General features: G+C 70.1%; 21 protein-coding genes. 14 read left to right on the top strand and 7 right to left on the bottom strand.

Features of this window, described 5'->3' with window-relative positions; all coding sequences use genetic code 11:
* Positions 1-842: 842 nt before the first annotated feature.
* Entirely contained in the window at positions 843-3032 is a 2190-nt protein-coding gene (locus OHT21_RS33680) for an acyl-CoA dehydrogenase (RefSeq protein WP_328772031.1), read from the bottom strand.
* 194 nt (positions 3033-3226) lie between these two features.
* Between OHT21_RS33680 and OHT21_RS33675 the strand changes: the two genes are divergently transcribed.
* The 8 genes from OHT21_RS33675 (at position 3227) to OHT21_RS33640 (ending at position 10113) form a co-directional block, all read left to right on the top strand.
* Positions 3227-4747, top strand: a complete 1521-nt coding sequence (locus OHT21_RS33675; RefSeq protein WP_328772030.1) for an MFS transporter — start codon at positions 3227-3229, stop codon at positions 4745-4747.
* A 584-nt stretch (positions 4748-5331) separates the two neighbouring features.
* Complete coding sequence (locus OHT21_RS33670) at positions 5332-5985, top strand: class I SAM-dependent methyltransferase (protein ID WP_328772029.1); 654 nt, start codon at positions 5332-5334, stop codon at positions 5983-5985.
* Between the two features lie 91 nt (positions 5986-6076).
* On the top strand, positions 6077-6310 hold the full coding sequence (locus OHT21_RS33665; RefSeq protein WP_328772028.1) for a FitA-like ribbon-helix-helix domain-containing protein: 234 nt from the start codon (positions 6077-6079) through the stop codon (positions 6308-6310).
* The gene (locus OHT21_RS33660) at positions 6307-6591 is read left to right on the top strand and encodes a hypothetical protein (RefSeq protein ID WP_328772027.1); all 285 of its coding nucleotides are present in this window, start codon (positions 6307-6309) and stop codon (positions 6589-6591) included. The genes OHT21_RS33665 and OHT21_RS33660 overlap by 4 nt, the downstream gene beginning before the upstream one ends.
* A complete protein-coding gene (locus tag OHT21_RS33655; protein ID WP_328772026.1) occupies positions 6579-7562 on the top strand; it encodes an N-acetylmuramoyl-L-alanine amidase in 984 nt (327 codons plus the stop codon). Before OHT21_RS33660 ends, OHT21_RS33655 begins: the two co-directional genes overlap by 13 nt.
* Positions 7563-7723: 161 nt before the next feature.
* Positions 7724-8620 (top strand): hypothetical protein, encoded by an 897-nt coding sequence (locus OHT21_RS33650; RefSeq protein ID WP_328772025.1) that lies wholly within the window; start codon positions 7724-7726, stop codon positions 8618-8620.
* A gap of 127 nt (positions 8621-8747) precedes the next feature.
* A complete protein-coding gene (locus tag OHT21_RS33645) occupies positions 8748-9755 on the top strand; it encodes an LLM class F420-dependent oxidoreductase (RefSeq protein WP_328772024.1) in 1008 nt (335 codons plus the stop codon).
* 61 nt (positions 9756-9816) lie between these two features.
* The gene (locus OHT21_RS33640) at positions 9817-10113 is read left to right on the top strand and encodes a hypothetical protein (protein ID WP_328772023.1); all 297 of its coding nucleotides are present in this window, start codon (positions 9817-9819) and stop codon (positions 10111-10113) included.
* A 150-nt stretch (positions 10114-10263) separates the two neighbouring features.
* On the opposite strand, the gene OHT21_RS33635 is transcribed toward OHT21_RS33640, so the two are convergent.
* The 3 genes from OHT21_RS33635 to OHT21_RS33625 are packed head-to-tail and all read right to left on the bottom strand — an operon-like array spanning position 10264 to position 13546.
* Complete coding sequence (locus OHT21_RS33635) at positions 10264-11349, bottom strand: prenyltransferase (RefSeq protein ID WP_328772022.1); 1086 nt, start codon at positions 11347-11349, stop codon at positions 10264-10266.
* The gene (locus OHT21_RS33630) at positions 11346-12104 is read right to left on the bottom strand and encodes a class I SAM-dependent methyltransferase (RefSeq protein ID WP_328772021.1); all 759 of its coding nucleotides are present in this window, start codon (positions 12102-12104) and stop codon (positions 11346-11348) included. The genes OHT21_RS33635 and OHT21_RS33630 overlap by 4 nt, the downstream gene beginning before the upstream one ends.
* Positions 12098-13546 carry a glycosyltransferase family 4 protein gene (locus tag OHT21_RS33625; protein ID WP_328772020.1) on the bottom strand — a complete coding sequence of 483 codons (1449 nt, stop codon included), beginning with the start codon at positions 13544-13546 and terminating at the stop codon, positions 12098-12100. Before OHT21_RS33625 ends, OHT21_RS33630 begins: the two co-directional genes overlap by 7 nt.
* Positions 13547-13962: 416 nt before the next feature.
* On the opposite strand from OHT21_RS33625, the gene OHT21_RS33620 reads away from it, so the two are divergent.
* Positions 13963-14574 (top strand): TetR family transcriptional regulator, encoded by a 612-nt coding sequence (locus tag OHT21_RS33620; protein WP_328774322.1) that lies wholly within the window; start codon positions 13963-13965, stop codon positions 14572-14574.
* 41 nt (positions 14575-14615) lie between these two features.
* Here the strand turns inward: OHT21_RS33620 and OHT21_RS33615 are convergent, their stop codons facing one another.
* Entirely contained in the window at positions 14616-14849 is a 234-nt protein-coding gene (locus OHT21_RS33615) for a ferredoxin (RefSeq protein ID WP_033324547.1), read from the bottom strand.
* A gap of 3 nt (positions 14850-14852) precedes the next feature.
* Entirely contained in the window at positions 14853-16316 is a 1464-nt protein-coding gene (locus tag OHT21_RS33610; RefSeq protein WP_328772019.1) for an aldehyde dehydrogenase, read from the bottom strand.
* A 194-nt stretch (positions 16317-16510) separates the two neighbouring features.
* Between OHT21_RS33610 and OHT21_RS33605 the strand changes: the two genes are divergently transcribed.
* From OHT21_RS33605 to OHT21_RS33595, 3 genes are all read left to right on the top strand, one after another.
* Positions 16511-17536 carry an MBL fold metallo-hydrolase gene (locus tag OHT21_RS33605; protein WP_328772018.1) on the top strand — a complete coding sequence of 342 codons (1026 nt, stop codon included), beginning with the start codon at positions 16511-16513 and terminating at the stop codon, positions 17534-17536.
* A gap of 105 nt (positions 17537-17641) precedes the next feature.
* Complete coding sequence (locus OHT21_RS33600; RefSeq protein ID WP_443050469.1) at positions 17642-19186, top strand: fused MFS/spermidine synthase; 1545 nt, start codon at positions 17642-17644, stop codon at positions 19184-19186.
* Positions 19183-20139, top strand: a complete 957-nt coding sequence (locus tag OHT21_RS33595) for a hypothetical protein (RefSeq protein ID WP_328772016.1) — start codon at positions 19183-19185, stop codon at positions 20137-20139. The genes OHT21_RS33600 and OHT21_RS33595 overlap by 4 nt, the downstream gene beginning before the upstream one ends.
* Before the next feature lie 221 nt (positions 20140-20360).
* Here the strand turns inward: OHT21_RS33595 and OHT21_RS33590 are convergent, their stop codons facing one another.
* Entirely contained in the window at positions 20361-20966 is a 606-nt protein-coding gene (locus tag OHT21_RS33590) for a helix-turn-helix transcriptional regulator (protein ID WP_328772015.1), read from the bottom strand.
* A gap of 98 nt (positions 20967-21064) precedes the next feature.
* Between OHT21_RS33590 and OHT21_RS33585 the strand changes: the two genes are divergently transcribed.
* Together OHT21_RS33585 and OHT21_RS33580 are read left to right on the top strand one after the other, a co-directional pair.
* Entirely contained in the window at positions 21065-22078 is a 1014-nt protein-coding gene (locus OHT21_RS33585; protein WP_328772014.1) for an NAD(P)/FAD-dependent oxidoreductase, read from the top strand.
* A gap of 106 nt (positions 22079-22184) precedes the next feature.
* A complete protein-coding gene (locus tag OHT21_RS33580) occupies positions 22185-23807 on the top strand; it encodes an MFS transporter (RefSeq protein WP_328772013.1) in 1623 nt (540 codons plus the stop codon).
* Positions 23808-23835: the final 28 nt, after the last annotated feature.

Raw genomic sequence — 23835 nt, 5'->3', positions numbered from 1 at the left:
CTGGTCGCGCAGCCCCGGCGGGGTGCCTCCGGCGGTTGGGCGGGTGCCGGTTGAGTGTGGCTGGTCGCGCAGCCCCGGCGGGGTGCCTCCGGCGGTTGGGCGGGTGCCGGTTGAGTGTGGCTGGTCGCGCCCACGCGGGGGAGCCGTATATGTCACAGCCCCGCGCCGCTTGGGTGGGTGGTGGGTGCGGGGCCGCGTCGGGGGTGTCCGTCCTCGGACCGGCGCGCGTTGCTGTCGGCTGGTAGGGGGTGCCGGTGTTGGCGCGCCGGCCGCTGCGGGCGCACACCCCCGCCCCGTCCCCTTGCCGCCGTGGGCGGCTGCGGGGCCATGGGGGCGCGGGCTCCCTCCCGGGCGGGCTGTCCGGGCCGCGGGCTTGCCCGGGGGCGCGGGCGCCTTCCGGGCACGGGCTGCCCGGGTGCGGGCGCCTTCCCGGCCGAGGGCTGCTCGAATGCGGGCGCCTTCCGGGGCCGGGCTTTTCCGGTTCGCTTGCTCGTCGGGGCGCGGGCAGTCGCAGGCTTTTGCCTTTAGGGGCGCGGGGAACTGCGCGACCAGCCACAACGCACGCGCAGCCGCGACACAACTGTCACCCACCACCCGGTAGGCACCCCACCCACCCTCGGCAGGCTCCCCACCCACCCGCGGCAGGCTCCCCACCCACCCGCGGCAGGCTCCCCGCCCACCCCAAGAACCCACCCACCCGCCGAAGGCGCCCCACCCACCCGCCGGAGGCAGCGGGGCCTGGGGCGCAGCCCCCCACGCGGCGGAGCCGCAAATTGATACAGCCGGGAAGGGGCGGGGCTGGGGAAAGAAACCCCTCGGGGCCAGACCAGGGCTCGCTGAGTTCAGTCCCTTGGCAGGCCGAGGATCCTTTCCGCAACCACGTTCAGTTGTACCTGGGTTGTGCCGCCGGCGATCGTCAGGCAGCGGGAGAGGAGGAAGCTGTGCACGGCACGCTTCCCCGCTGCCTCGTACAACGCGCCCTCTGGGCCTAGGAGTTCGAGGGCCAGTTCGGCGGTCTTCTGCTGGTGCGTGGTCTGGATGAGTTTGCGTACGGAGGCTCCTGCGCCTGGCTCTATGCCCGACACCTGCTGCATCGTCGTGCGGAGGCCGATGCAGGCCAGGGCGTGGGCCTCCGTGATCAGGGCGCCGAGGCGGAGCCGTACGGCGTCGTCCAAGTCTCTGGCCAGGAGCGCCTCGATACCGGTTCCGAAGGTCAACTGGTCGGCCATGTGGACGCGTTCGTTGCCGAGCGTGTTGCGGGCGACCTTCCAGCCGTCGTCGACGGAACCGACCACCGCATCCGCGGGGAGGAGCACATCGTCGAAGTAGACCTCGTTGAACAGGGACTCTCCGGTGATCTCCTTCAGCGGACGGACGTCGATACCCGCCGTGTTCTTCATGTCGACGACGAAGTACGTGAGCCCCTTGTGCTTCGGCGCCTGCGGATTCGTACGAGCGAGCAGGATCCCGTAGTCCGCCCGTTGGGCCGAACTCGTCCATACCTTCTGCCCGTTGACCCGCCAGCGCCCGTCGGCGGTCCGCTCGGCGCGCGTCCGCAGTGAGGCGAGGTCGGAACCGGCGCCGGGTTCCGAGAACAGCTGGCACCACAGCACGTCACCGCTCAGCGTCGGCAGCAGATACCGCTCCTGCTGCTCCCGAGTGCCGTACGCGATGAGCGACGGTACGACCCAGGTGGCGATCCCCAGGTCACTCAGCCGTACGCCCGCAGCGGCCAACTCCTCCTGAACGGCTAGCTGTTGGACGGGCCCGGCACCGAGTCCGTACGGGGCGGGCAGATGCGGGGCGGCGTATCCGGTGGGCGCCAACTCGCGTCGCACGGCAGCCGGTTCGAGGCCGCGTACGCGCTCGACGACCTCACGGGCCCGAGCGCGGTAGGCCGCCGCCTCTTCCGGCAGGTCCAGCCGCAACTCCCTCCGTACGCCGCCCTCCGCGAGCCGCACAGCGCGCAGCCGGTGTGCGTCGCCCGCGCCGAACAGCTGCCGCGCCACCACCGCCCGCCGCAGATACAGATGGGCGTCGTGCTCCCAGGTGAACCCGATTCCGCCGAGTACCTGAATGCAGTCCTTGGCACAGGAGCACGCGGCGTCCAGAGCATCGGCGACAGCGAGGGCCGACACCAACTCCCGTACGCCCTCTGGCTCTTGAAACGCCCGCGCCGCGTCCCAGGTGAGCGCCCGCGCCCGTTCGACCCGTACGAGCATGTCGGCGCACAGATGCTTCACGCCCTGGAACCGCCCGATGGGCTGCCCGAACTGTTCGCGGACCTTGGCGTACTCGGAGGCGGTGTGCAGCGCCCAGGCGGCGGTGCCGCAGGCGTCCGCGGCGAGGACGACGGCGGCCAGGTCGCGCACGAGCGCGGAGTCGATGGATGCAGTAGGGAGCAGGCGGTCGGCGGGAACACGCACCCTGTCCGCCCGCACCTCTGCAGTCGCCCGCGTAGGGTCGGCGCTCTCGTGCGGCCGCACGGCGAGGTCGGCGGCATCGACGGCCAACCACACCGGACCGCTGGCGCCGTCTGCGGCAGCGGGCAGGATCAGCAGGTCGGCGTCGGCTCCGGACAACACAGGCGGGGCGGTCCCGTCGAGGAGATACCCGCCCCCCTCACGCGAGACAGCAGTCATCGACCCCGCCCCGAACGCCACAGCCGCCACCCGCTCCCCCGAGGCCAGCGCCCGCAGCAACTCCTCCGCCTCATCCGTCCCCGCGCGGAGGAGCACGAGTGAGGCGATCAGAGTCGGGGCGTACGGCCCCGGCAGCGCGGCCCGCGCGGCCTCCTCCACCACGACGGCGAGATCGAGGACGTCGCCGCCACCGCCGCCGTACGCCTCGGGCAGTTGCATGCCGAGCAGCCCCTGCGCGACGAGCGCGTCCCAGTACGGAGGTCTGCCCTCGCCGGGCGAATCGAGGAGTTTGCGCACCTCCTCGGGAGGCACGGCCCGAGCGATCCAGCCGCGCACGGCTTCGGCCAACTCCCGCTGTTCACGCGTGATCCCGATGCTCCCGATGCCCATACCGGCCTCGCCTCCCCAAGGTCGGCGAAAGAGTAGAACACGTTCCATTCTGACGGAAGGTCAGTCACCGCCCGAATGTTGACGCCGGGTCAGATGGTCAAGAATTCGTTAGGTACTCGAAACAATGGAATAGTTGCCTTGGCGCACGGGGTTCACCGTGCACGTACCGCCGCACGCCCCCGGAGGCCCACTCGATGCCCGAGCCCCAGACAACGACGGCCCAAGACCCCACACAGGGGCCGACCGGCAAAGATGCCGGTACCGGCACCAGCAGGGGAATCGTCCCTGTACTGGCCTTCGCGGGCATCGTTGTCGCGGTGATGCAGACCCTGCTCGTGCCGGTCATCAAGGACCTGCCGGAGCTGCTGAACACCTCCCCCGGCAACGCCACCTGGGTCATGACCTCGACCCTGCTCGCCGGCGCCGTGGCCACACCGATCATGGGCCGCCTCGGTGACCTCTACGGCAAGCGGCGGATGCTGCTCACGAGCCTGGCCGTGATGGTGGTGGGTTCGTTGATCGCCGCTTCCACCAGCGAACTGCTCGTGATGATCACCGGCCGCGCCCTCCAGGGCTTCGCGATGGGCGCCATCCCCTTGGGCATCGGCCTGATGCGCGACGCGCTGCCGCGCGAAAAGCTCGGCTCAGCGATGGCGCTGATGAGCTCCTCGATCGGCGTAGGCGGCGGACTGGCGCTCCCACTCGCGGCCCTGGTGGCGCAGAACACCGACTGGCACGCTCTGTTCTACGGCGCGGCGGCCGTCGGTGTGGTGTCGATCATCCTCACCCTGATGTTCGTACCCGAATCCCCGCTGCGCGCGAAGGGCACCTTCGACGTGCTGGGCGCGCTGGGCCTGTCCGCGGGCCTGCTCCTCTTCCTCCTCCCGATCACGAAGGGCAGCGACTGGGGCTGGGCATCGGGCAGGACGCTCGGCCTGTTCGCAGCGGCGGCGGTGGTCCTCGTCCTCTGGGGCGTGATGGAGCTGCGCGTACAGGCCCCGCTGGTGGACCTGCGCACCACGGCCCGCCGCCCCGTGCTCTTCACCAACCTCGCCTCGATCATGGTCGGGGTCGCTTTCTACGCCGTATCCCTGGTCCTTCCTCAACTCCTCCAACTACCGACGTCAACGGGCTACGGCCTCGGCCAGTCAATGGTCGTAGCGGGCCTGTGCGTGGCCCCGCTCGGCCTGACGATGATGCTCACGGCCCCGGTCTACGCCCGCCTGTCCGCCAAGTACGGCCCGAGGGCAACCCTCATGACCGGCATGCTGATCATCGCGATCGGCTACGGAGCCGGCCTCGGCCTGATGAGCGCGGCCTGGCAGACGGTGGTCATCGCCGTGCTCCTCGGAGCAGGCATCGGCCTTGCGTACTCCTCACTCCCCGCACTGATCATCGGGGCAGTGGACCCGTCCGAAACGGGCGCGGCGAACGGCCTCAACACCCTGATGCGCTCGATCGGTACGTCCGTATCGAGCGCCGTGATCGGAATGGTGCTGGCCAACACGGCGAACCAGGTGAACGGGGTCGCCATCCCCACGATGCACGGCTTCCGGGTGTCGTTCTTGATCGCCACCGGGGCCGTGGCGGTGGGGCTGCTGTTCGCACTGCTCCTCCCTCGTCAAGGCAGGCCGCGCGCTCCGCGGGTGGAGCGGTTCGCAAGCCGCGGCTCGGCTACGCCTGAGTCCACCCTCGCCACACGCTCCGCGGGGTAGCGCCGTACGAAGACTGCCGGTCGGCTGTGACCGCGCGCCCACGCGGCGGAGCCGCAAATCGACCCAGCCCCGCACCCCTTTCGGGACGCCCATGCCGAGGCCACTTCGATCGGTCCCCATCGATACGGGGAGGTCGGGACCTAGGAGCGTCAAGATGTGACACTTCGGGGGGCACCTGTCACATTCTCAAAACTGCCTACCCCTCCCCCGCCCCTTCACCAGCAAGCCACCGCCCTCACCCACCAACTTCCCCACCCACTTCCCGTTAGCCGCTAAACCGACCCGGCGTGCAGGCGAGACGCGCCCGCGCCCGCGAGCCGGAGGCCCACGGCCCAACCCACCTCAGCGCAGCCCCACCCGTGGACCCCCACCCTTCCGGGCCGCCCGCTCGCTTCTCACCCGTGGTTCCGTGGCCCGTGTCAAGGGTCGGCCGAAGGCCGATCGGCGGCAGCCGACGCGTAGCGCAGCGGAGCGCCCTTTACTCGGGCCACGGAACCACGACACTGGCAAAGAAGCGGGCGGTCCCCACGGCAACCAAGTAGCCCGGGCCCACCGAAAGCCACGTACAACCAGAGAGGACCCCCATGCCCGCCGCGGCCCCCAAGCCCGAGACCCTCACCGCCTTCGAGCAGGCCAAGGGCTTCATGCCCACTCACGAGGGCCTCGCGCTCTACGCCGCCGCAACCGAAGCGGCAGCCCTAGGGCTCCCCCTCCTCGAAGTGGGAACGTACTGCGGCCGCTCCACCATCCTCCTCGCCGCCGCCGCCCGCGAGACCGGCGTCACCGCGATCACCGTCGACCACCACCGCGGCAGCGAGGAACAACAGCCCGGCTGGGACTACCACGACCCAGAAACAATCGACCCCGAACTCGGCCGAATGGACACGCTCCCCACCTTCCGCCGCACCCTCCTCAAGGCCGGCCTTGAGGACCACGTGGTCGCGATCGTCGGCCGCTCCCCCCAGATCGCGACGTTCTGGCGAACCCCTCTCGGCCTCGTCTTCATAGACGGCGGCCACACCGACGAACACGCGACGGCCGACTACGAAGGCTGGGCCCCCCACATCGCCGAAGGCGGCCTCCTCCTGATCCACGACGTCTTCCCCGACCCGAAGGACGAGTTCACCGGCCAGGCCCCGTACCGCGTGTATCTCCGGGCTCTCGCGTCCGGCGCCTTCACGGATGTGTCGGTGACCGACTCGCTGCGGGTGTTGCGGCGGACGGGAGCGGGGATCTGAAGTCCCCGCGATGTTGCGGCGGACGGGAGCGGGGATCTGAAGTCCCCGCGATTTGACTGCAAAATGACAAAGCGGCCTAAAGAATGCAGTCGTGACGACTGCATTCACCGTACGGAACGTCCCCGACGACATCGCCCGCACCGTCAAAATCCGCGCCGCCGAGGCCGGCCAGTCCATCCAGGAATACCTCCTCGGCGTCATCATGCGGGAGGCATCGAAACCCAGCCTCGCCGAGATGGCCGCCCGCGCCGAGCGCTACGCCAGTGACCAGGTCACCCACGACGACGTCCTCGCCGCCTTGGACGAGGGACGGAGCGGCCGGTGATCGTCGTCGACGCCTGTGCGGTCACGGAATTCCTCACCTCCAGCGGCGTGCTCGCCCGGCGGGTGCGCGAGCGGATCGCGGCCGAGGACGATATCCACGCCCCGTACCTGATCGACACGGAGGTGGCCTCGTCGGTCATCGGCATGGGCAAGGGCACCAGGGGCGGCAAGCCGAAGCTCGGCAAGGAGCCGCGCGTTGACGCAGCCCCGCCCCCTTCGGGGTGCGGCTACCACAACGGGCTCCGGCGAGTCCGCTTAGGGTGGCAGGCGTGTCGTACATAGGCCCTGACTTCGATCCTCCCCGCCCGCCGCGCCGCTTCCGGCGAGGCCCCCTGACCGTCGCCGTAGCCGCGCTCGTGCCGGGCGCGTTGGTGGGCTGGCTGGTATGGCAGACCGTGGGCGACCCGGACGGAGGCGGCGGCTCGAACGGATCGGTGGCGCAGTCACCGAACACCCCCGCACCGGACAAACCATCCTCCCGCACCACCCCTGGAACGGAAGACGCCGACAAGCCGGCCAAGCCCGCCAAGCCGTCGCCCTCCCCCTCCGGCTCCTCGACCTCCCGCCCCGCCGCCTCCGGCCCCCTCAAGGGCAAAGTCGTCGTCATCGACCCAGGCCACAACCCCGGCAACTTCCGCCACACCACGGAGATCAACCGCCAGGTCGACATCGGCACGAACTCCAAGGAATGCGACACCACGGGCACGTCCACCAACGACGGCTACCCAGAAGCCCGTTTCACCCTCGACGTCTCCCACCGCCTCCGCGCGCTGCTCGAAAAGCAGGGCGCCACGGTCAAGTTCACGCAGGACGGCGACCGCCCGTGGGGGCCGTGCGTCGACGAACGCGCCCGTATCGGCAACAAGGCGAAGGCCGACGCCGTGGTCTCCATCCACGCGGACGGCTCGGGTGCCGGCAACCGCGGCTTCCACCTGATCCTGCCGGGCGCCGTGAACGAGGGCGAGGCCGACACCCGCCCGATCGTCGCCCCGTCCCGCGAACTCGGCGAACGCATCGCGGGCAACCTCGTCAGCGCCACCGGCAGCGCACCTTCCAACTACATCGGCGACGGCACCGGCCTCGACGTCCGCACAGACCTCGGCGGTCTCAATCTGTCAACGGTTCCCAAGGTGTTCGTAGAGTGCGGCAACATGCGCGACAGCAAGGACGCGGCCCTGCTGACCAGCGGCGCGTGGAGGCAGAAGGCGGCGCGTGGGATCTCGGCGGGAATCGTGAGTTTCCTGCGCGGGTAATGATCTGCGAACGGATCCGGCCACACACCCTTCACGGGCGGACGATAGTGTCGCCCCTACGATGAGGGGCCACCCCCGCGCTTCACACCGCGGCCATACGGCGACATGGTGACAGCGACGCCTCCACCGAAGACGAGACGACGACTGATGAAGGACACGAAGTGAATATCCGCTCCCTCACTCGAGGCGACGGCGTGGTGATCGGAGCAGCGGTATTGCTGTTGATCGCGTCGTTCCTTGACATCTATTCGCTCGACGGAGCCCCTGACGACTACGCCATCCCGAATGCCTGGGGAAGCGCGCCGGTGCTGATGGGCGTCGTACTTGCCGGCATCATCGGCGCCGCGCTCATCGTCGTCGCCCACGGGCTGCCGCAGGCCCCCAAGGTCGCGGGCCTCGACCTCGCTCCGTTCGGCATCGCGTTCACGGTCTTCGCCGCCTGGAGCGCGCTCGGCAACGTCTTCGACCCGGCCAGCGGCGCGGACAACATCGGCCCCAACGCCGGTGACGGCGGAGTCGATGCCGGCATCGGCCTGATCCTGGCACTCATCGCCACCCTCCTCCTCGCCGCCGCCGCGATCGCCGCCCCCCTCGTCCCGGCCCTCAAGGGCCCCCTCCTCCCCGCCCCCAAGCCCGCCGCCCCCCAGCCCTACGGCGCCCAGCCGCAGGGTGGTTACGGCTACCCGGGCGCCCCCGGCGCCCAGGGGCAGCCGGGCCAGGGCCAGCCGTTCGGCGGTCAGCCGGGACAGCCGCAGCCGGGCCAGCCGTTCGGCGCGCAGGGCGGCCCGCAGCCCGGTCAGCAGCAGCCCCAGCCGCAGCAGGCGCAGGCCCCGCAGGCACAGCAGCCGCCGCCCGCCGCGGACTTCTCGCCGTTCTGGTTCGCGGTGCCCGTGCCGCGTCCGCTGTACGGCGAGGACGGCTCCCCGACGCCGATCGCCGAACTGGCGCCCGGCACCTGGTACTTGGCCGTCGAGCAGCGCGGCCCCGGCCTGGTGGCCCAGACGCAGGACGGCCGCCGAGGCGTACTGCAGGACACCAGCGGAATCCAGCGCGGCTGAACCGTCCGCTTCCACGCACGGCCTCTCGCTCTTCCGAGCGGGGGGCCGTTGTCGTACAGTCACCGTCTCAGCTGAAGGCTGATGGTCCGTCAGATAACCCCGTCAGATCACGAGGAGGCGGCGACGCATGCGACTCGGTCTCGCACTCGGCTACTGGGGACGCGGCCCCAACCCGGACCACATCCCGCTGGCCCAGGAAGCGGAACGCCTCGGCTACGACTCCGTATGGACCGCCGAGTCCTGGGGCTCCGACGTCTTCACCCCCCTGACGTGGATCGCCGCGCACACCTCCCGCATCAAACTCGGCACAGCGGTCGCCCAGATGGCCGCCCGCTCCCCCACCACGACCGCCATGCACGCCCTCACCCTCGACCACCTATCCGGCGGCCGCATGATGCTCGGCCTCGGCCTTTCGGGCCCGCAGGTCGTGGAGGGCTGGTACGGCCGCCCGTTCCCGAAGTCACCGCTCACCGCGACGAGGGAGTACGTCGATGTCGTACGCCAAGTCCTCCGCCGCGAGGCACCCGTTGAGCTGAACGGCCGCTTCCACACCCATCCGTACCAGGGCCCGGAGGCCACAGGCCTGGGCAAACCGCTGAAGCCCATCACGCACCCCCTGCGCCCCCAACTCCCCATCCTCCTCGGCGCGGAGGGCCCGAAGAACATCGCGCAGACGACCCGTATCGCGGACGGCTGGCTGCCGCTGTACTGGTCTCCCCTGCGCCCCGACGTGTACGAGGCGTCCCTGACGGACGTACCCGACGACTTCCTGATCGCCCCCATGGCCCAGGCCAGAGTCTGCGACGACGTGTCAGAAGGCCTGCTCCCCGTGAAGACGATGCTCGGTTTCTACATCGGCGGCATGGGCCACGCAAAGCACAACTTCCACGCCGACCTGATGGCGCGTATGGGATACGAGGAGGAGGCGCGACGAATCCAGCGCCTGTTCCTGGAGGGCCGCCGGGAGGAGGCGGTACTCGCCGTCCCCGACGCCTTCGCCGACGAGATCTCCCTCGTCGGCCCTCGCGAACGTATCGCCGAACGCTTGGAGTTGTGGCGGAAAGGCCCGGTGACAGACCTGCTGGTCCTGTCCCCCGACCGCCACACCCTCCAAGTCCTGGCGGAGCTCAACTAGACCTCGACGTAAGGTAGATCGAACCCCCGGGCGGTTTCATTCAGGATTCAAGGGGCACTCGATGAGCATGCCCTCTCGATCTCGCAGCAACCAGGCAGGCAGAGCCATCGCGATCGTCGCCGACATCATGGCGTCGATCCTCGGCCTGTGGATCCTGATGTACCTACTGGACGCGAACCGGGCGAACGACTTCGTACAGTTCATCCAGGACGCGGCCCGCTGGCTGGCCGGCTGGTCCCACGACCTGTTCACCTTCGACGAGGGCTGGGCCCGAGTCGTCGCAGGGTACGGCCTGGCCGCCATCGTGTACCTCTTCGTGGGCCACGTGATCGCCAACCGCATGTACCGCCACCACTGAGCGCTCCGCGGGTAACCCAGTACGAAAGCTGCAGGCCGTCTGTGGCTGGTCGCTCCCCCACTCTCGAATTCGCTCGAGCGGGGGGACCCCCATCGCGGCGGAGCCGCATGTGCCACAGCCCCGCGCCCCTGACGGGGCGCTAGAACAGCGCTAGCAGCACTCCGTTTCCAGCCCCCAAGGCAGCCGCTCCCCGCTGAACACCGCACACGTCGCCTCGTCCCCGCCCAGCGCCGCGACGGCGAGCAGCAGCGAGCCCGCCGTCCACGCGGTCAGCTCCTCGGGCCAGATGGCCTCGTCCTCGAAGACGTAGCCCGTCCAGTACAGGCCGGTCTTCGGGTCGCGCAGGTGCTGGATGGACTGGAGGATCTCCAGAGCCCGGTCGGACTCGCCCACGGCCCAGAGCGCCAGGGCGAGTTCGGCGGACTCGCCGCCCGTGACCCACGGGTTCGGGACGACGCACCGTACGCCTACGCCCGGAACCACGAAGCGATCCCAGTCCCGTTCGATACGTTCCTTCGCCTCGGCCCCGGTGAGCGCGCCGCCCAGCACGGGGTAGTACCAGTCCATGGAGTAACGGCTCTTGTCGAGGAACCGCTCCGGATGCCGCCGTATCGCATGCCGCAGCGTCCCCACCGCCAACTCCCAGTCCGGCTGCGGCTCTTCCCGCTCCTCGGCGATCGCGAGCGCGCAGCGCAGGGCGTGGTGGACGGACGAACTCCCGGTCAGCAGCGCCTCATCGGACCTAGCACCGGTTCCGCTCCCGGTCCCGTCGTCCTCGCACCGCCAGCCGATCTGCCCGCCCGGCAGCTGGAGCCGCAGCACGAACTCCATGGCGGAGTAGACGGTGGACCACATCCGGTCCAGGAAGGTGTCGTCGCCGGTCGCCAGGTAGTGGTGCCAGACGCCGACGGCGACGTACGCGCAGAAGTTGGTCTCCCGGCCGCGGTCGGTGACGTCGGCGGCGTCCCCGTCGGCGTACGCCGCGTACCAGGAGCCGTCCTCGTTCTGATGCCGGGCCAGCCAGTCGTACGCCCGCTCGGCGGCCTCGTGTTCGCCCGCCGCGTCCAGCGCCATCGCGGCCTCGGTGTGGTCCCAAGGGTCGAGGTGGTGCCCGCGGAACCACGGTATGGCGCCGTCCGCGCGCTGCACGGCGAGGATGCCCCGCACCGTCTCGGCGGCCTGCTCCGCGGTGAGCACCCCGGACAGGACGAGGTGTTCTGTACGGGGCGTCGTCACGAAGCGTCCACCGAGGCGTCGGTTGAAGCTGCCTCAACGGGAAGATGCGGCTTGGTCGCGTACGCCACGAAGCTCTTCCCGATCAACGGGTTCAGCGCCTGCTCGGCGACCCGCGTGGCGAGCGGCTTCTTCATGATGTCCCAGACCAGAAGCTTGTGGTACGCCCGCACCGGCAGCGCCTTGTCGTTGTCGACGCCGAACGCGCACTTCAGCCACCAGTACGGGCTGTGCAGCGCGTGGGCGTGATGCGTGCCGTACGGCTTCAGCCCCGCCTCGCGCATTCTGTCCAGCAGTTCATCGGCCTTGTAGATGCGGATGTGTCCGCCCTCGACCTCGTGATACGCGTCGGACAGCGCCCAGCACACCTTCTCGGGCCCGTAACGCGGGACCGTGACGGCGATCCGCCCGCCAGGCTTCAGTACGCGCACCATCTCCGCGAGTACGCCCTTGTCGTCGGGTATGTGCTCCATGACCTCGGAGATGATCACGACGTCGAACGACTCGTCGGGGAACGGGAGTTGAAGCGCGTCGCCCTCCATGGCGACGGCACTCGACCCCTCCGGCGCCTCCCCGGCCTCCTTCATCGCGGCGAACCAGGTGGCGACCTCGCTGATTTCCTCGGCGTTCTGGTCCAGCGCCACGACGTGCGCTCCGCGCCGGTAGCACTCGAAGGCGTGCCGGCCGGCTCCGCACCCGAGGTCCAGTACGCGGTCGCCCGGGGCGAGCGGGAACCGGGAGAAGTCGACGGTCAGCACGTGGCCCTGCTTTCACGATCGGTTACGACTACTTCTGTGGCTGCTTCGGCTTCCACAGCCCGTGCAACGGCGGGCCGACGCGCTCCCCCGGCGTCAGCGATGGCCTCGCGATACCGCGCCACCGTCCCCTCGGCAGCCCGCGCCCAGGTGAACCGCTCAAGGACCCGTGCGCGCCCGGCAGTTCCGAGCCGCGTACGCAGGGAGGAGTCGCCGAGAAGCCTGCTCACGGCGGCGGCCAGCGCCCCGGAGTCACCCGGCGGTACGGCCAGGCAGGTCTCACCGTCCCTGCCCGCCACCTCGGGAATCGCCCCGCCGGTGGTGGCGACGAGCGGCGTGCCCGTCGCCATCGCCTCCGCGGCGGGCAGCGAGAAGCCCTCGTAGAGGGACGGCACGCAGGCGACTTCGGCGGACCGCACGAGGTCGACCAGTTCCTCGTCGGAGATCCCCTTCACGAACTCGACGGCGCCTTCGAGCCCGTACCGCTCGATGGCCTGCGCGACCGGTCCGTCCTCGCCGCGCTTGCCGACGACGACGAGGTGCGCGGCGGGGTGCTCGGTGCGCACCTTGGCGAGCGCCTCGAGGAGGAAGACGAGCCCCTTCAGCGGCACGTCCGCGCTGGACGTCGTGACGATCCGCCCCGGCAGCTGCGGTACGGACGGATTCGGCGAGAAGAGGTCGGTGTCGGCGCCGATGTGCACGACGTGGATGCGTTCGTCGCGTACGCCGAGGTGGTCGACGATCTCCTGGCGGGAGGTGCCGGAGACGGTGAGGACGGAGGGGAGGCGGCGGGCGACGCGCTTCTGCATGCGGGTGAAGGCGTACCAGCGGCGTTTGGAGGCGCGCTCGCGCCAGCCGTTCGCCGCGTCCAGCTCCAACTGGCGGTCCACGGTGATGGGGTGATGGATCGTCGTGACGAGGGGGGCGCCGATGTCGCCCAACAGTCCGTAGCCGAGAGTCTGGTTGTCGTGCACGACGTCGAACTCGCCGCGACGGGCGCGGAGATGGCGCCGGGCGCGCAGCGAGAAGGTCAGCGGCTCGGGGAAGCCGCCGGTCCACATCGTGCCGACCTCGAGGGCGTCGATCCAGTCGCGGAACTCGCCGGGCTTCGGGGTGCGAAAGGGGTCCTCGGGGCGGTACAGGTCGAGGCTGGGCAACTCGGTGAGCGAGAGTCCGCCCCGGCCCCCGAGCCCGCTCTGGCCGTCACTCGCGCCGCGTACGTCCTCGTCGAGTACGTCTACATCGAGTACGGGATACGGCTGGGCTCCGATGACCTCGATCCGGTGACCGAGGCGGGCGAGTTCGCGCGAGAGGTGCCGTACGTAGACGCCCTGGCCGCCGCAGAACGGGTTCCCTTTGTAGGTGAGGAGCGCGATGCGCAACGGTCGGTCGCCGTCGGCGGCCGAGCCCTCCTCGGGACCCGCCTCCATGGCCTCAGCGGTCACTCCGGGCCCCCTTCTTCCAGCAGTTTCCCGCGAGATTACTTCGGGACGGTAATCTAGAACAAGTTTCAGAGTTGATCGTTCAGGGAGCACTGAATCTACCGGCAGGTAGTCCTTCTGTGAGCGGTGGATCGGGTGATTCACGCCACGACGAGGCTCTACTCTGCTGTCGCTCACCCCGCCCCCACCCGACCCTTTTGCACGAACGTCACGGAACGGGACACATGCCAGCGGAAGCCACCCCACCGGCGAAGACCGCGCAGCCGACGACGGCACAGCCGAAGACCGAGCGGCCGACGACCGCACAGCCGGCGATCGCTCAGCCGGCGACGAAGGCCAGGCGCTCGGCCACGGACGCCGAGAAGCCGACCGCCAAGCCCGCCGCTGCCAAGCCCGCCGCCGCGAAGAGCGCGCAAGCGGTGGTACGAACGCTCCAGTCGGACTCGCCGCCACTCACCGAGCGGCAGGAGGCCCGGCGGCGGCGCATCCTGCACGCGAGCGCCCAACTGGCCAGCCGGGGCGGTTTTGACGCGGTGCAGATGCGCGAGGTCGCGGAGTCCTCGCAGGTCGCCTTGGGCACCCTCTACCGCTACTTCCCGTCGAAGATCCACCTGCTCGTCGCCACGATGCAGGACCAACTCGCCCACATGCACGGCACGCTCCGTAAGAAACCCCCGGCCGGCGACACGGCGGCGGAACGCGTCGCCGAAACCCTGATGCGAGCCTTCCGCGCCCTGCAGCGCGAGCCGCACCTCGCCGACGCCATGGTCCGCGCTCTGACGTTCGCGGACCGCAGCGTCAGCCCGGAGGTGGACCAGGTCTCCCGCCAGACCACCCTGATCATCCTGGACGCGATGGGCCTGGACGACCCGACCCCCGACCAGCTCTCCGCTGTCCGCGTCATCGGCCACACCTGGCACTCGGCCCTCATCACCTGGCTCTCGGGCCGCGCCTCCATCGCCCAGGTCAAGATCGACATCGAGATGGTCTGCCGCTTGATCGACCTGACGGAGCCGCGCGACAAGGGCTGACTCCCGCATGGCTGCCATGCGGGAGTCAGCCCGAGCGATGGTCACTCCTCAGGCGGGAAAACCGGCTCCCCCGACCCCACCAGGCTGATCATGATCGCCTCCACCGGGCAGCCCTCCGCCGCCTCCAGGACCTTCTCGTTGGCGTCCGTGTCCGGGTCCAGGGGGTGGGACTGGCGGGCGGAGTCGAGGTGGAAGGCGTGGGGAGCCTGGTTGACGCACTGGGACGAGCCGATGCAGACCGAGCGGTCGACCTCGATGTGCCAGCGGTCACCCATCTTCTAGGCCTCACCCTCGTAGCCGTTGGGCAGGTGGATCATCTTGTACTCGAAGTACTCGCCGTACCCCTCGGGCCCGAACTCCCGCCCCAGACCGGAGTTCTTGTAGCCGCCGAACGGGCCGAGCATGTCGAGGCTGAAGGTGTTGACGGAGTACGTGCCCGTACGGACCTGCCGCGCGACCTCGATGCCGCGCTCGACGTCCGCGGTCCACACGCTGCCGCTCAGCCCGTACTCCGAGTCGTTCGCGATCTTCACGGCCTCGCTCTCGTCGCCGTACGGGATGAGGCAGATGACCGGCCCGAAGATCTCCTCGCGGGCGATCCGCATGGAGTTGTCGACGTCGCCGAAGAGCGTCGGCTCGACGTACCAGCCCTTGTCGAAGCCGGCCGGACGCCCGCCGCCGGTGAGGATCTTGGCGCCTTCCTCCTGGCCGATACGGATGTAGTCGAGGGAGCGCTGCTGCTGGCGCCGGGCGACCAGCGGGCCCACCTCGGTGGCCGGGTCGAGCGGGTCGCCGACCTTCAGCGCGCCCGCGGTGGCGGCGAAGGCCTCGGCGAACTCGTCGTAGCGGGTTTGCGGTACGAGGATGCGGGTCTGGGCGACGCACGCCTGACCGTTGATCATCCAGGCGAAGGGCGCGATGCCGCCCACGGCCGTCGCCGCGTCGGCGTCCGGCAGGATCACCGCGGCCGACTTGCCGCCCAGTTCGAGAGTGACGCGGGTGAGGTTGCGCGAGCAGACCTCCATGACGCGCTTTCCGGCGCCGACGGACCCGGTGAAGGACACCTTGTCGACGTGCTCGTGCCCCACCAGGTACTCGCTGACCTCCCGGTCGGCGGGCAGGATCGACAGCACGCCCTCGGGCAGCCCGGCCTCGGCGGCGATCTCCGCCAACAGGTAGGCGTCGAGCGGGGTTTCGGGCGACACCTTGAGGATCGCGGTGCAGCCCGCGAGCAGCGCGGGCGCGAGTTTGGCGGCGGCGGTGAACTGCGGCACGTTCCACGGCACGACGGCCGCGACGACGCCGACGGGTTCGCGTCGCACCAGAATCTTCCCGAGGACACCGTCACGCTGCTCCTCGTATGTGAAGCCGCGCGCGGTGGTGATCGCCGAGTCCCACACCATCATCGAGGACAGCGCCTGCACCATCACGGAGGAGGTGTACGGGGTGCCGTTCTCGGAGGAGATGACACGGGCGAACTCCTCGTGCCGTACGGCGAACGCGTCCTTGATGCGGCTGATGACCTCGATCCGCTCGTCGAGCGTCATCCGCGGCCAGGGCCCCTCGTCGAAGGCCCTGCGCGCCGCCGCGACCGCCCGGTCCACATCGGCCGGCGAGGCGTGCGGCACCCTCCCGATGACCTCTTCCGTGTGCGGCGAGACCACCTCGATGACGTCCTGGCCCAGGGGGTCCGTCAACTCCCCGCCGATGAACAGCTGTCCGTGTTCCACGAGCTCGGTCATGAGCGACTGCCTCCTGCGGAGCCGGGCGATCCCAGTTACTGATCCAGTTACTGATCTCAGTTGGTGATCTCTGTCACGTCGGGTATTTCCTGACGCTGTTTCAGATACACACGAGGAACTGATACCAGTTCTAGTTATCATGAGCAATGGCCATGCCGAAGAGGAGTCCGGATGCGGATCAGGACGGGGAACCCATGACGCAAGTGACCGACCACGGCGGCGGCGTACGGTCCATCAGGGTCCCCATCCCTGACAACCCGCTCGGCTACACGCTGGTGTACGTCCTCGACACCGACCGCGGCCCGGTCCTGGTCGACACGGGCTGGGACGACCCAGCGTCGTGGGAGACCTTGGCCAACGGCCTTACCGCGTGCGGCACTTCGCCATCCGAGATCCACGGGGTGGTGATCACCCACCACCACCCCGACCACCACGGGCTGTCCGGCAAGGTACGGGAGGCCTCCGGCGCCTGGGTCGCGATGCACGAGGCGGACGCCTCGATCGTGCGGCGAACGCGCGGGACGCGGCCGGAGCGCTGGTTCACGTACATGACGGACAAGCTCACGGCCGCCGGCGCGCCCGAGGAACACGTGGCGCCCCTGCGCACGGCCCACCCCCGCACCCTCCCCGGCCTCTCCCCCGCGCTCCCCGACCGCGAGATAGTCCCCGGCGAACTCCTCGACCTGGCGGGACGCCGCCTCCGCGCGATCTGGACGCCCGGCCACACTCCGGGCCACGTGTGCCTCCACCTCGAGGAGGACCACCCGGCCCAACTCCCCGGCAAGGGCCGCCTGTTCTCCGGCGACCACCTGCTCCCCGAGATCACCCCGCACATCGGCCTGTACGAGGACCCCGACGACGCCACGGTCATGGACCCCCTGGGCGACTACCTCGACTCCCTCGAACGCGTCGGCCGCCTGGCCCCCGCCGAGGTCCTCCCCGCCCACCAGCACGCCTTCACCGACGCCCCCTCCCGCGTACGGGAGCTGCTGACCCACCATGAGTCCCGCCTGACCGGCCTCCTCTCCCTCCTCACCACGCCCCTCACCCCCTGGCAACTCGCCGTACGCATGGAGTGGAACCGCCCCTGGTCCGAAATCCCGTACGCCTCCCGCAACATCGCCGTCTCGGAGGCTGAGGCCCATCTGCGCCGGCTGGTGAAGCTGGGGCGCGCGGAGGCGGTTACGGGGAGCGATCCGGTGACGTATGTGGCGGTGTAGCGACCCGGTGACCTATGCGGACGTGTGAGGGCGGCAGTTCGCCGAGGTAGCCGGAGGCTTGCGGATTTCCGCAACGCTGTTCGGTCCGCGCGTCGCGATGCGAGGATGTCGCCCGTGACCGGAACGTCTTCCTCGCCCGTCGCCGAGGGCACGCCTCGCAGCCAGGGCCTGGGCGCCCGGGCCGCCGCCGTCCTCGTGTTCGGGTCCTCGGCCGCGGTCCTGGTGGTCGAGATCGTCGCTCTGCGGCTGCTGGCTCCCTATCTCGGCCTCACGCTCGAGACCAGCACGATGGTGATCGGCATCGCCCTCTCCGCGATCGCCGCCGGCTCCTGGCTGGGTGGGCGCGCCGCCGACCAGGTCGATCCGCGTCGGCTCATCGGCCCTTCGCTCGGGGTGTCGGGAGCGGTCGTGGCGCTCACGCCCGCCGTGCTGCGCAGCACCGCGGAGTGGGCGGCACCGCTGCTCTTGTTGATCGCGGCGCTGACCATCCTGGTGCCGGGCGCGCTGCTCTCCGCGGTGACGCCGATCGTGACCAAGTTGCGTCTGACCAGCCTCGCCGAGACGGGGACGGTGGTCGGCCGGCTGTCCGGCGTCGGTACCGTCGGCGCCATCGTCGGCACCGTTCTCACCGGCTTCGTCCTCGTATCGCGGTTGCCGGTGAGCGGCATCCTGATCGGCCTCGGCACACTGCTGGTGGTCGGCGGCGGCCTGGCCGAGTGGCGTACGCGCGGGTGGACCGGCACCCCCGCCCTCACCCTCGTGGTCGTGGCCGGCGGCCTCGCCACCACGGTCGCCCCCGGTGCCTGCGACACAGAGACCAAGTACCACTGCGCACGGGTCGTAGCGGACCCCGACCGGGACGGCGGCCGCACCCTCATCCTGGACGGCCTGCGGCACTCCTACGTCGACACCGACGACCCGACCTTCCTGGAGTTCGAGTACGTACGCGCCATCGCGTCGGCGGTCGATTCCGCCTTCCCCGAACGCGAGCCACTGACCGCCCACCACCTGGGCGGCGGCGGGCTCACCTTCCCCCGCTATCTCGCGGCCACGCGCCCCGGGACGCGCAGCCTGGTCTCCGAGATCGACAACGGCGTCGTACGCATCAACCGCGAGCAACTCGGTCTGCGATCGGGAACCGGTATCGACGTACGCGTCGAGGACGGCAGGCTCGGCCTGCGGCGCGTGGACGACGGCAGTCGTGACCTGGTCGTCGGCGACGCCTTCGGGGGCGTCAGCGTGCCGTGGCACCTCACCACGGTGGAGGCGATGAGGGACGTACGGCGGGTGCTCAACGAGGACGGCGTGTACGTCGCCAACCTCATCGATCACGGTGCCATGGCCTTCGCCCGCGCCGAAGTAGCCACCCTCCGCGAGACCTTCGAGCACGTCGCCGTCCTCGGCGAAGCCGCCGACATCGGCCTCGACCCGACCGCCACCCCCCTGGGCGGCAACCTGGTGGTGCTCGCCTCCGACCGGCCGATCGACGTACGGGCGACCCAGGAAGCGCTGGACTCCCGGCAAACCGGCTGGAAAATCGCCACCGGCGAGGACCTCACCTCCTGGATCGGCGACGCCCAACTCCTCACCGACGACTACGCACCGGTCGACCAGCTCCTCGAGCCGTACAGCCCGCAGAGCATCCGGTGACAGGTGGTTGGCAGGTCGAGGTGCTCGATCACCGGCTGCTGGACGGCCCCATGTGGGGCGAGGGCGAGGCGCGAGAAGCCGTCCGGCCACTGGCTCAGAGCGCGCAGCCGGTGGTCCTGGCCGACGTCGGCGTCGGCGACGGCGACGGCGACGGCGACGGCGACGGCGACGGCGACGGCGACGGCGACGGCGACGGCGACGGCGACGGCGACGACCGGATCGTGGCGGACGGCCAGGATCTCGCCAGGCTCGGCGCGGACGGACGCGAGAAATGGCGTCACCGCTGTGCGGGGAAGCCGCACGAGGCCCATGTCTCCGCGGACCGCCTGCTGGCGCTGACGTATTCGCTCGACTACCACGCCTGGGGTTTCCTCGGCCCCGCGCTGCTCTTCGACCTGGACAGCGGACGGCTGATCGCCGAACTGCGCGGCGAGCGAGGCATCGCCGTGGAGGGCGGACGCTTCCTCCTCGGCCTGGAGGGCTACGACAACTTCGACACCTGGCTCCACGACCAGGACGGCACCCTGCTGACCACGTGGCGCAGTTACGGCCACTACGTCCCCGACCCGGACGGAACAGTCCGCGTCGTGGAATGCGACCGAAAGCTCCCCACCGCCTCACGCGTCGTACGACTGCTGCCGGACGGATCCATCGAGCGCGGCCCACAACTGTCGGATTCCACGGCCCCGAGCCCCGTAGTCCTCCCCGACGGAACGATCGTGCTGCTCGACGCGGGCGTGCTACGTGCGGTGGACCCCCACCTCCAGGACACCGTCCTGGCCGAACTGTTCCCCGTACCTCCACGCGAGACGTGGCGCTTCTCGGGCGAACTCTCCCTGGCGGACGACCGGTTGACGGTGACGCTCCGGGAGAGGTCGACCGAGGTACCGATCAGCTATATGACGAGGACGTGGACCCTGTCCGTCGTGGACCGACACCACGTCGGTGAGTGAACTACGGAGCCTCTCCATGGGGCGCTCGTGCGCTCCCTCGACCGGACCGAACTGGCCCGCGCCCTCCGCACGGTGACAGCCACGCTCGTACGTGAACTGCGGCCGACGGGTGCCTTGCCCCAGGTTCTGCACGACCTCGCCGCCGACGCCTGGCTCAGCAGCGCACGGAGGCCGAAGCCTCCACGGGCACCGTGCGGGGCGGGCCTGCGGCGCCGGAGTAGCTACGGTCTGGTGCCTTGCGCGTCGCTGTCGCCCTTCTCGCGCTGATCATCGGTCTCGCGATGGCCGCGGCGGGCGTCGCGGTCGAAGATGAACATGAGCTCGCAAGGGCCGCCCTCGGCGCCGATGGCGTGCGGCATCATGGTCGGGAACTCGGCGGCCTGGTTGGTCTCGATGCGGAAGCGGCGGTGGCCCAGCATCAGGATCGCGGTGCCGGACAGCACCACGAGCCATTCCCGGCCCGGGTGGGCGCGCATCTTGGAGGGATTGTCGGGCGGCGGCTCGGTCAGCCGCTGACGCATGACGCTCATGGCCGGGTCGCCCTTCATCGGCCAGCTCAGCCGGTGGGTGCCGTGGTTCATGGGGCTGATGACGACATCGTCGGCGGCGTTCTCGACGAGTTGGTCGAGGGTCGTGTCCAGGGCGCGCGCCAGGGCGACGAGTTGGTCCAGCGCCAGGCGGCGTTGGCCGTTCTCGATGCGGCTCAGCGAGGACTGGCTGAGGTAGGCGCGGGTGGCCAGTTCCTCCAGGGACAAGCCCTGTGCGACCCGCAGAGCGCGGATGCGTTTGCGTACGAGGCTGTCCAGCGCCCCATCTTCTTGCGTCATAGGCAACATGGTATGCCTCTGATGCAACCCGGGCTTAACGTCGAAGGCAGCTGACCCGGATCGGCTGGGGCTGCGCACGACAGAAAGGGCGCGAGGAGATGTCCGTGCAGACTTCCGCGTACGCGAGCGACGCACTGCCTGGTGAAACCGTGGACGCCGTGGTGATCGGCGGCGGCGCCGCAGGCCTGAACGGTGCGCTGATGCTCGCCCGCTCCCGCCGCTCCGTCGTCGTGATCGACAGCGGCACGCCCCGCAACGCGCCGGCCAAGGCCATGCACGGCTTCATCGTGCTGGACGGTATGCCGCCCACCAAGATCCTGAAGCGCGGCCGGGAGCAGGTGCGCCAGTACGGCGGCCGGGTCGTCGTCGGCGAGGTGGCCTCGGCCGAGCCTGCCGTCCCGTCGGCCGACGGGGATCTGCGTTTCACCATCACCCTGGCCGACGGCCGGATCATCACGGCACGCCGTGTGCTGGTGGCCACCGGCCTGCGGGACGTGCTGCCCGACGTTCCCGGGCTCGCGGAACACTGGGGCGACAGCGTCGTGCACTGCCCGTACTGTCACGGCTGGGAGGTACGCGACGAGCCCCTCGGCGTCCTCGCCACCGGCCCTGCATCCATCCACCACGCCCTGCTGTTCCGCCAGTTGACCGACGACCTCGTCTACTTCGCCCGCGGCACCGCACTCGATGAGAACAGCCGCGAGCGCTTCGCCGCCCGGGGCATCCGTATCGTCGACAGCCCCGTGGAAGAGGTCGTGAAGGCCGACGACGGCGGTGTCGCGGGCGTGCGCCTGGCCGACGGCGGGTTCATGGCCCGCCGCGTTCTCGCGGTCGCCACCCGGATGCAGGCCCGCACCGAAGGCCTGGACGGGCTGAAGCTGCCGATGGAGGACCTGCCCGACGGCATGGGCCGCCGCTTCGCCTCCGGCATGGCCGGAACCACCGAGGTGCCCGGGGTGTGGGTGGCCGGCAACGCCACCGACCTGACCGCCCAGGTCGGCGCCTCCGCCGCGGCCGGCGCCCTGGCCGCATCCCACATCAACGCCCTGCTGGCCACGGCCGAGACCGACGCGGCCCTCGCCGCAGCCCAGAGCGGTACCACCACCGCCTGATATCCGCGGCACGCACTGCCGCTCCTTCCCTCCGCATTCCGGCGTCCGGGCAGAGTCCGACGCCGAGTTCCCCCATGCCCTTTTCGAGCCTTTTCGAGAGGAATCCATGAGTACGAACCAGCCCGCACAGAGGACCGCCTCCGTCGCCGGTGGCGACGGCGGCACACCGGATGCGCGTCAGCTGCGCACCATCCTGATCGCCGTCTCCATCGCACTGATGGCCGTCATCGCGTCGGTGTCCGGGCTGAACGTCGCCCAGACCCACATGGCCGTCGAGTTCGGGGCCTCACAGAACACGGTTCTGTGGATCATCAACGTCTACACCCTGGCCCTGGCCGCGCTGCTGCTGCCGCTCGGCGCGATCGGTGATCGCCTGGGCCGCAAGCCCATGCTGATCGCCGGACTTGGCGTCTTCGGTGTCGCACACGTCGTGGCGGGCCTGGCCCCGACCGCCGAGGTCATGATCGCGGCCCGTGTGGCCAGCGGTATCGGCGCCGCGATGATCATGCCGATCACTCTTGCCGTCATCACCTCCACCTTCCCCGAGGAGCAGCGCGGCAAGGCGATCGGCGTATGGACCGGCGTCGCCGGAGGCGGCGGCATCCTGGGCATGTTCCTCTCCGCCCTCCTGGTCGATATCGCGGACTGGCGCCGGCTGTTCGTGCTGCCGGTGGTCCTGGTCATCGTGGCCCTGGGCATGACACTGAAGTCGGTGCCCAACTCCCGTGAGCGCTCGGCTCATTCCTTCGACACCGTCGGCGCGCTGGTCTCCACCGTCGCCGTAATCGGCCTCATCTTCGTCCTGCAGGAAGGGCCCGAGCGCGGCTGGACCGCCCCCGCGACGCTGATCAGCCTCGCCGTCGGCCTCATCGCCGGCATCGGCTTCGTGGCCTGGGAGCTGCACCGCCGAGACGCATCGCTGCTGGACGTACGCCTGTTCCGGGAGCGCGGCATGGCCGGCGGCTCGATCACGCTGCTGGTGGTCTTCGGTGTCCAGGCGGGCATCGCCGTGGTCCTGTTCCCGTTCTTCCAGGCGGTGCTCGGCTGGTCGGGGCTGCTGTCGACGGTGGCCATGATGCCGATGGCGGTCATGATGATGATGACCTCCGGCCTGGCCCCCAAGACGGTCGCACGCATCGGCTCCCGCTCGACCATGGCCGTGGGCATCGCCCTGGCCGGTGTGGGCCTGGTGCTGATGGCGCTGTTCGTTTCCGTGGATGGCGGCTACCTGACCATCCTGCCGGGCATGCTCGCGATGGGCATCGGCATGGGCCTGTCCATGACGCCTTCCACCGAGGCCATCACCGGCTCGCTGCCGCGTGAGAAGCAGGGCGTCGCCTCCGCACTCAACGACATCACCCGCGAGTTCGGCACCGCGCTGGGCGTCGCCATGCTGGGTGCGCTCCTATCCGCCGGCTATCGCAACGCGATCGACGACCGGCTGCAGGGCGTCCCCCATGGGGCTGCGGAGACCGCCCGCGAAGGCATCGCCAACGCCGTCGAGGTCTCGGGCAGCACCGGCTCGCACGCACAGCAGATCGTCCATGCCGCCCAGCAGTCCTTCGTCGACGGCTGGCAGCAGGCCATGTGGGCAGGCGCCGCCGTCATGGGCGCACTGTTCGTCTACATCACCCTGCGCGGCCCGAAGAACCCCGCCCCCGTGGCGGTGGACGAGGCCGGGGCCGGGGCCGCCGAGACGATCGCCGCCGGTGATCGCGTAGGAACTTGAACCGGCTTGAACAGAGGGCCTCTTGGGT

The sequence above is a fragment of the Streptomyces sp. NBC_00286 genome (genome assembly GCF_036173125.1).
Classification (GTDB): domain Bacteria; phylum Actinomycetota; class Actinomycetes; order Streptomycetales; family Streptomycetaceae; genus Streptomyces.
The sequence above is the reverse complement of the archived record's forward strand: the minus strand, read 5'-3'. Positions and strand labels throughout refer to the sequence as shown.

Bases quoted from the DNA above. Each gene is read 5' to 3' on its own strand.
- OHT21_RS33610 (WP_328772019.1), bottom strand. From the start codon at position 16,316: ATGACCGAGCTCGTGGAACACGGACAGCTGTTCATCGGCGGGGAGTTG.
- OHT21_RS33600 (WP_443050469.1), top strand. From the start codon at position 17,642: ATGTCGCCCGTGACCGGAACGTCTTCCTCGCCCGTCGCCGAGGGCACG.
- OHT21_RS33590 (WP_328772015.1), bottom strand. From the start codon at position 20,966: ATGACGCAAGAAGATGGGGCGCTGGACAGCCTCGTACGCAAACGCATC.
- OHT21_RS33680 (WP_328772031.1), bottom strand. From the start codon at position 3,032: ATGGGCATCGGGAGCATCGGGATCACGCGTGAACAGCGGGAGTTGGCC.
- OHT21_RS33585 (WP_328772014.1), top strand. From the start codon at position 21,065: ATGTCCGTGCAGACTTCCGCGTACGCGAGCGACGCACTGCCTGGTGAA.
- OHT21_RS33675 (WP_328772030.1), top strand. From the start codon at position 3,227: ATGCCCGAGCCCCAGACAACGACGGCCCAAGACCCCACACAGGGGCCG.
- OHT21_RS33615 (WP_033324547.1), bottom strand. From the start codon at position 14,849: ATGGGTGACCGCTGGCACATCGAGGTCGACCGCTCGGTCTGCATCGGC.
- OHT21_RS33670 (WP_328772029.1), top strand. From the start codon at position 5,332: ATGCCCGCCGCGGCCCCCAAGCCCGAGACCCTCACCGCCTTCGAGCAG.
- OHT21_RS33580 (WP_328772013.1), top strand. From the start codon at position 22,185: ATGAGTACGAACCAGCCCGCACAGAGGACCGCCTCCGTCGCCGGTGGC.
- OHT21_RS33640 (WP_328772023.1), top strand. From the start codon at position 9,817: ATGAGCATGCCCTCTCGATCTCGCAGCAACCAGGCAGGCAGAGCCATC.
- OHT21_RS33645 (WP_328772024.1), top strand. From the start codon at position 8,748: ATGCGACTCGGTCTCGCACTCGGCTACTGGGGACGCGGCCCCAACCCG.
- OHT21_RS33605 (WP_328772018.1), top strand. From the start codon at position 16,511: ATGACGCAAGTGACCGACCACGGCGGCGGCGTACGGTCCATCAGGGTC.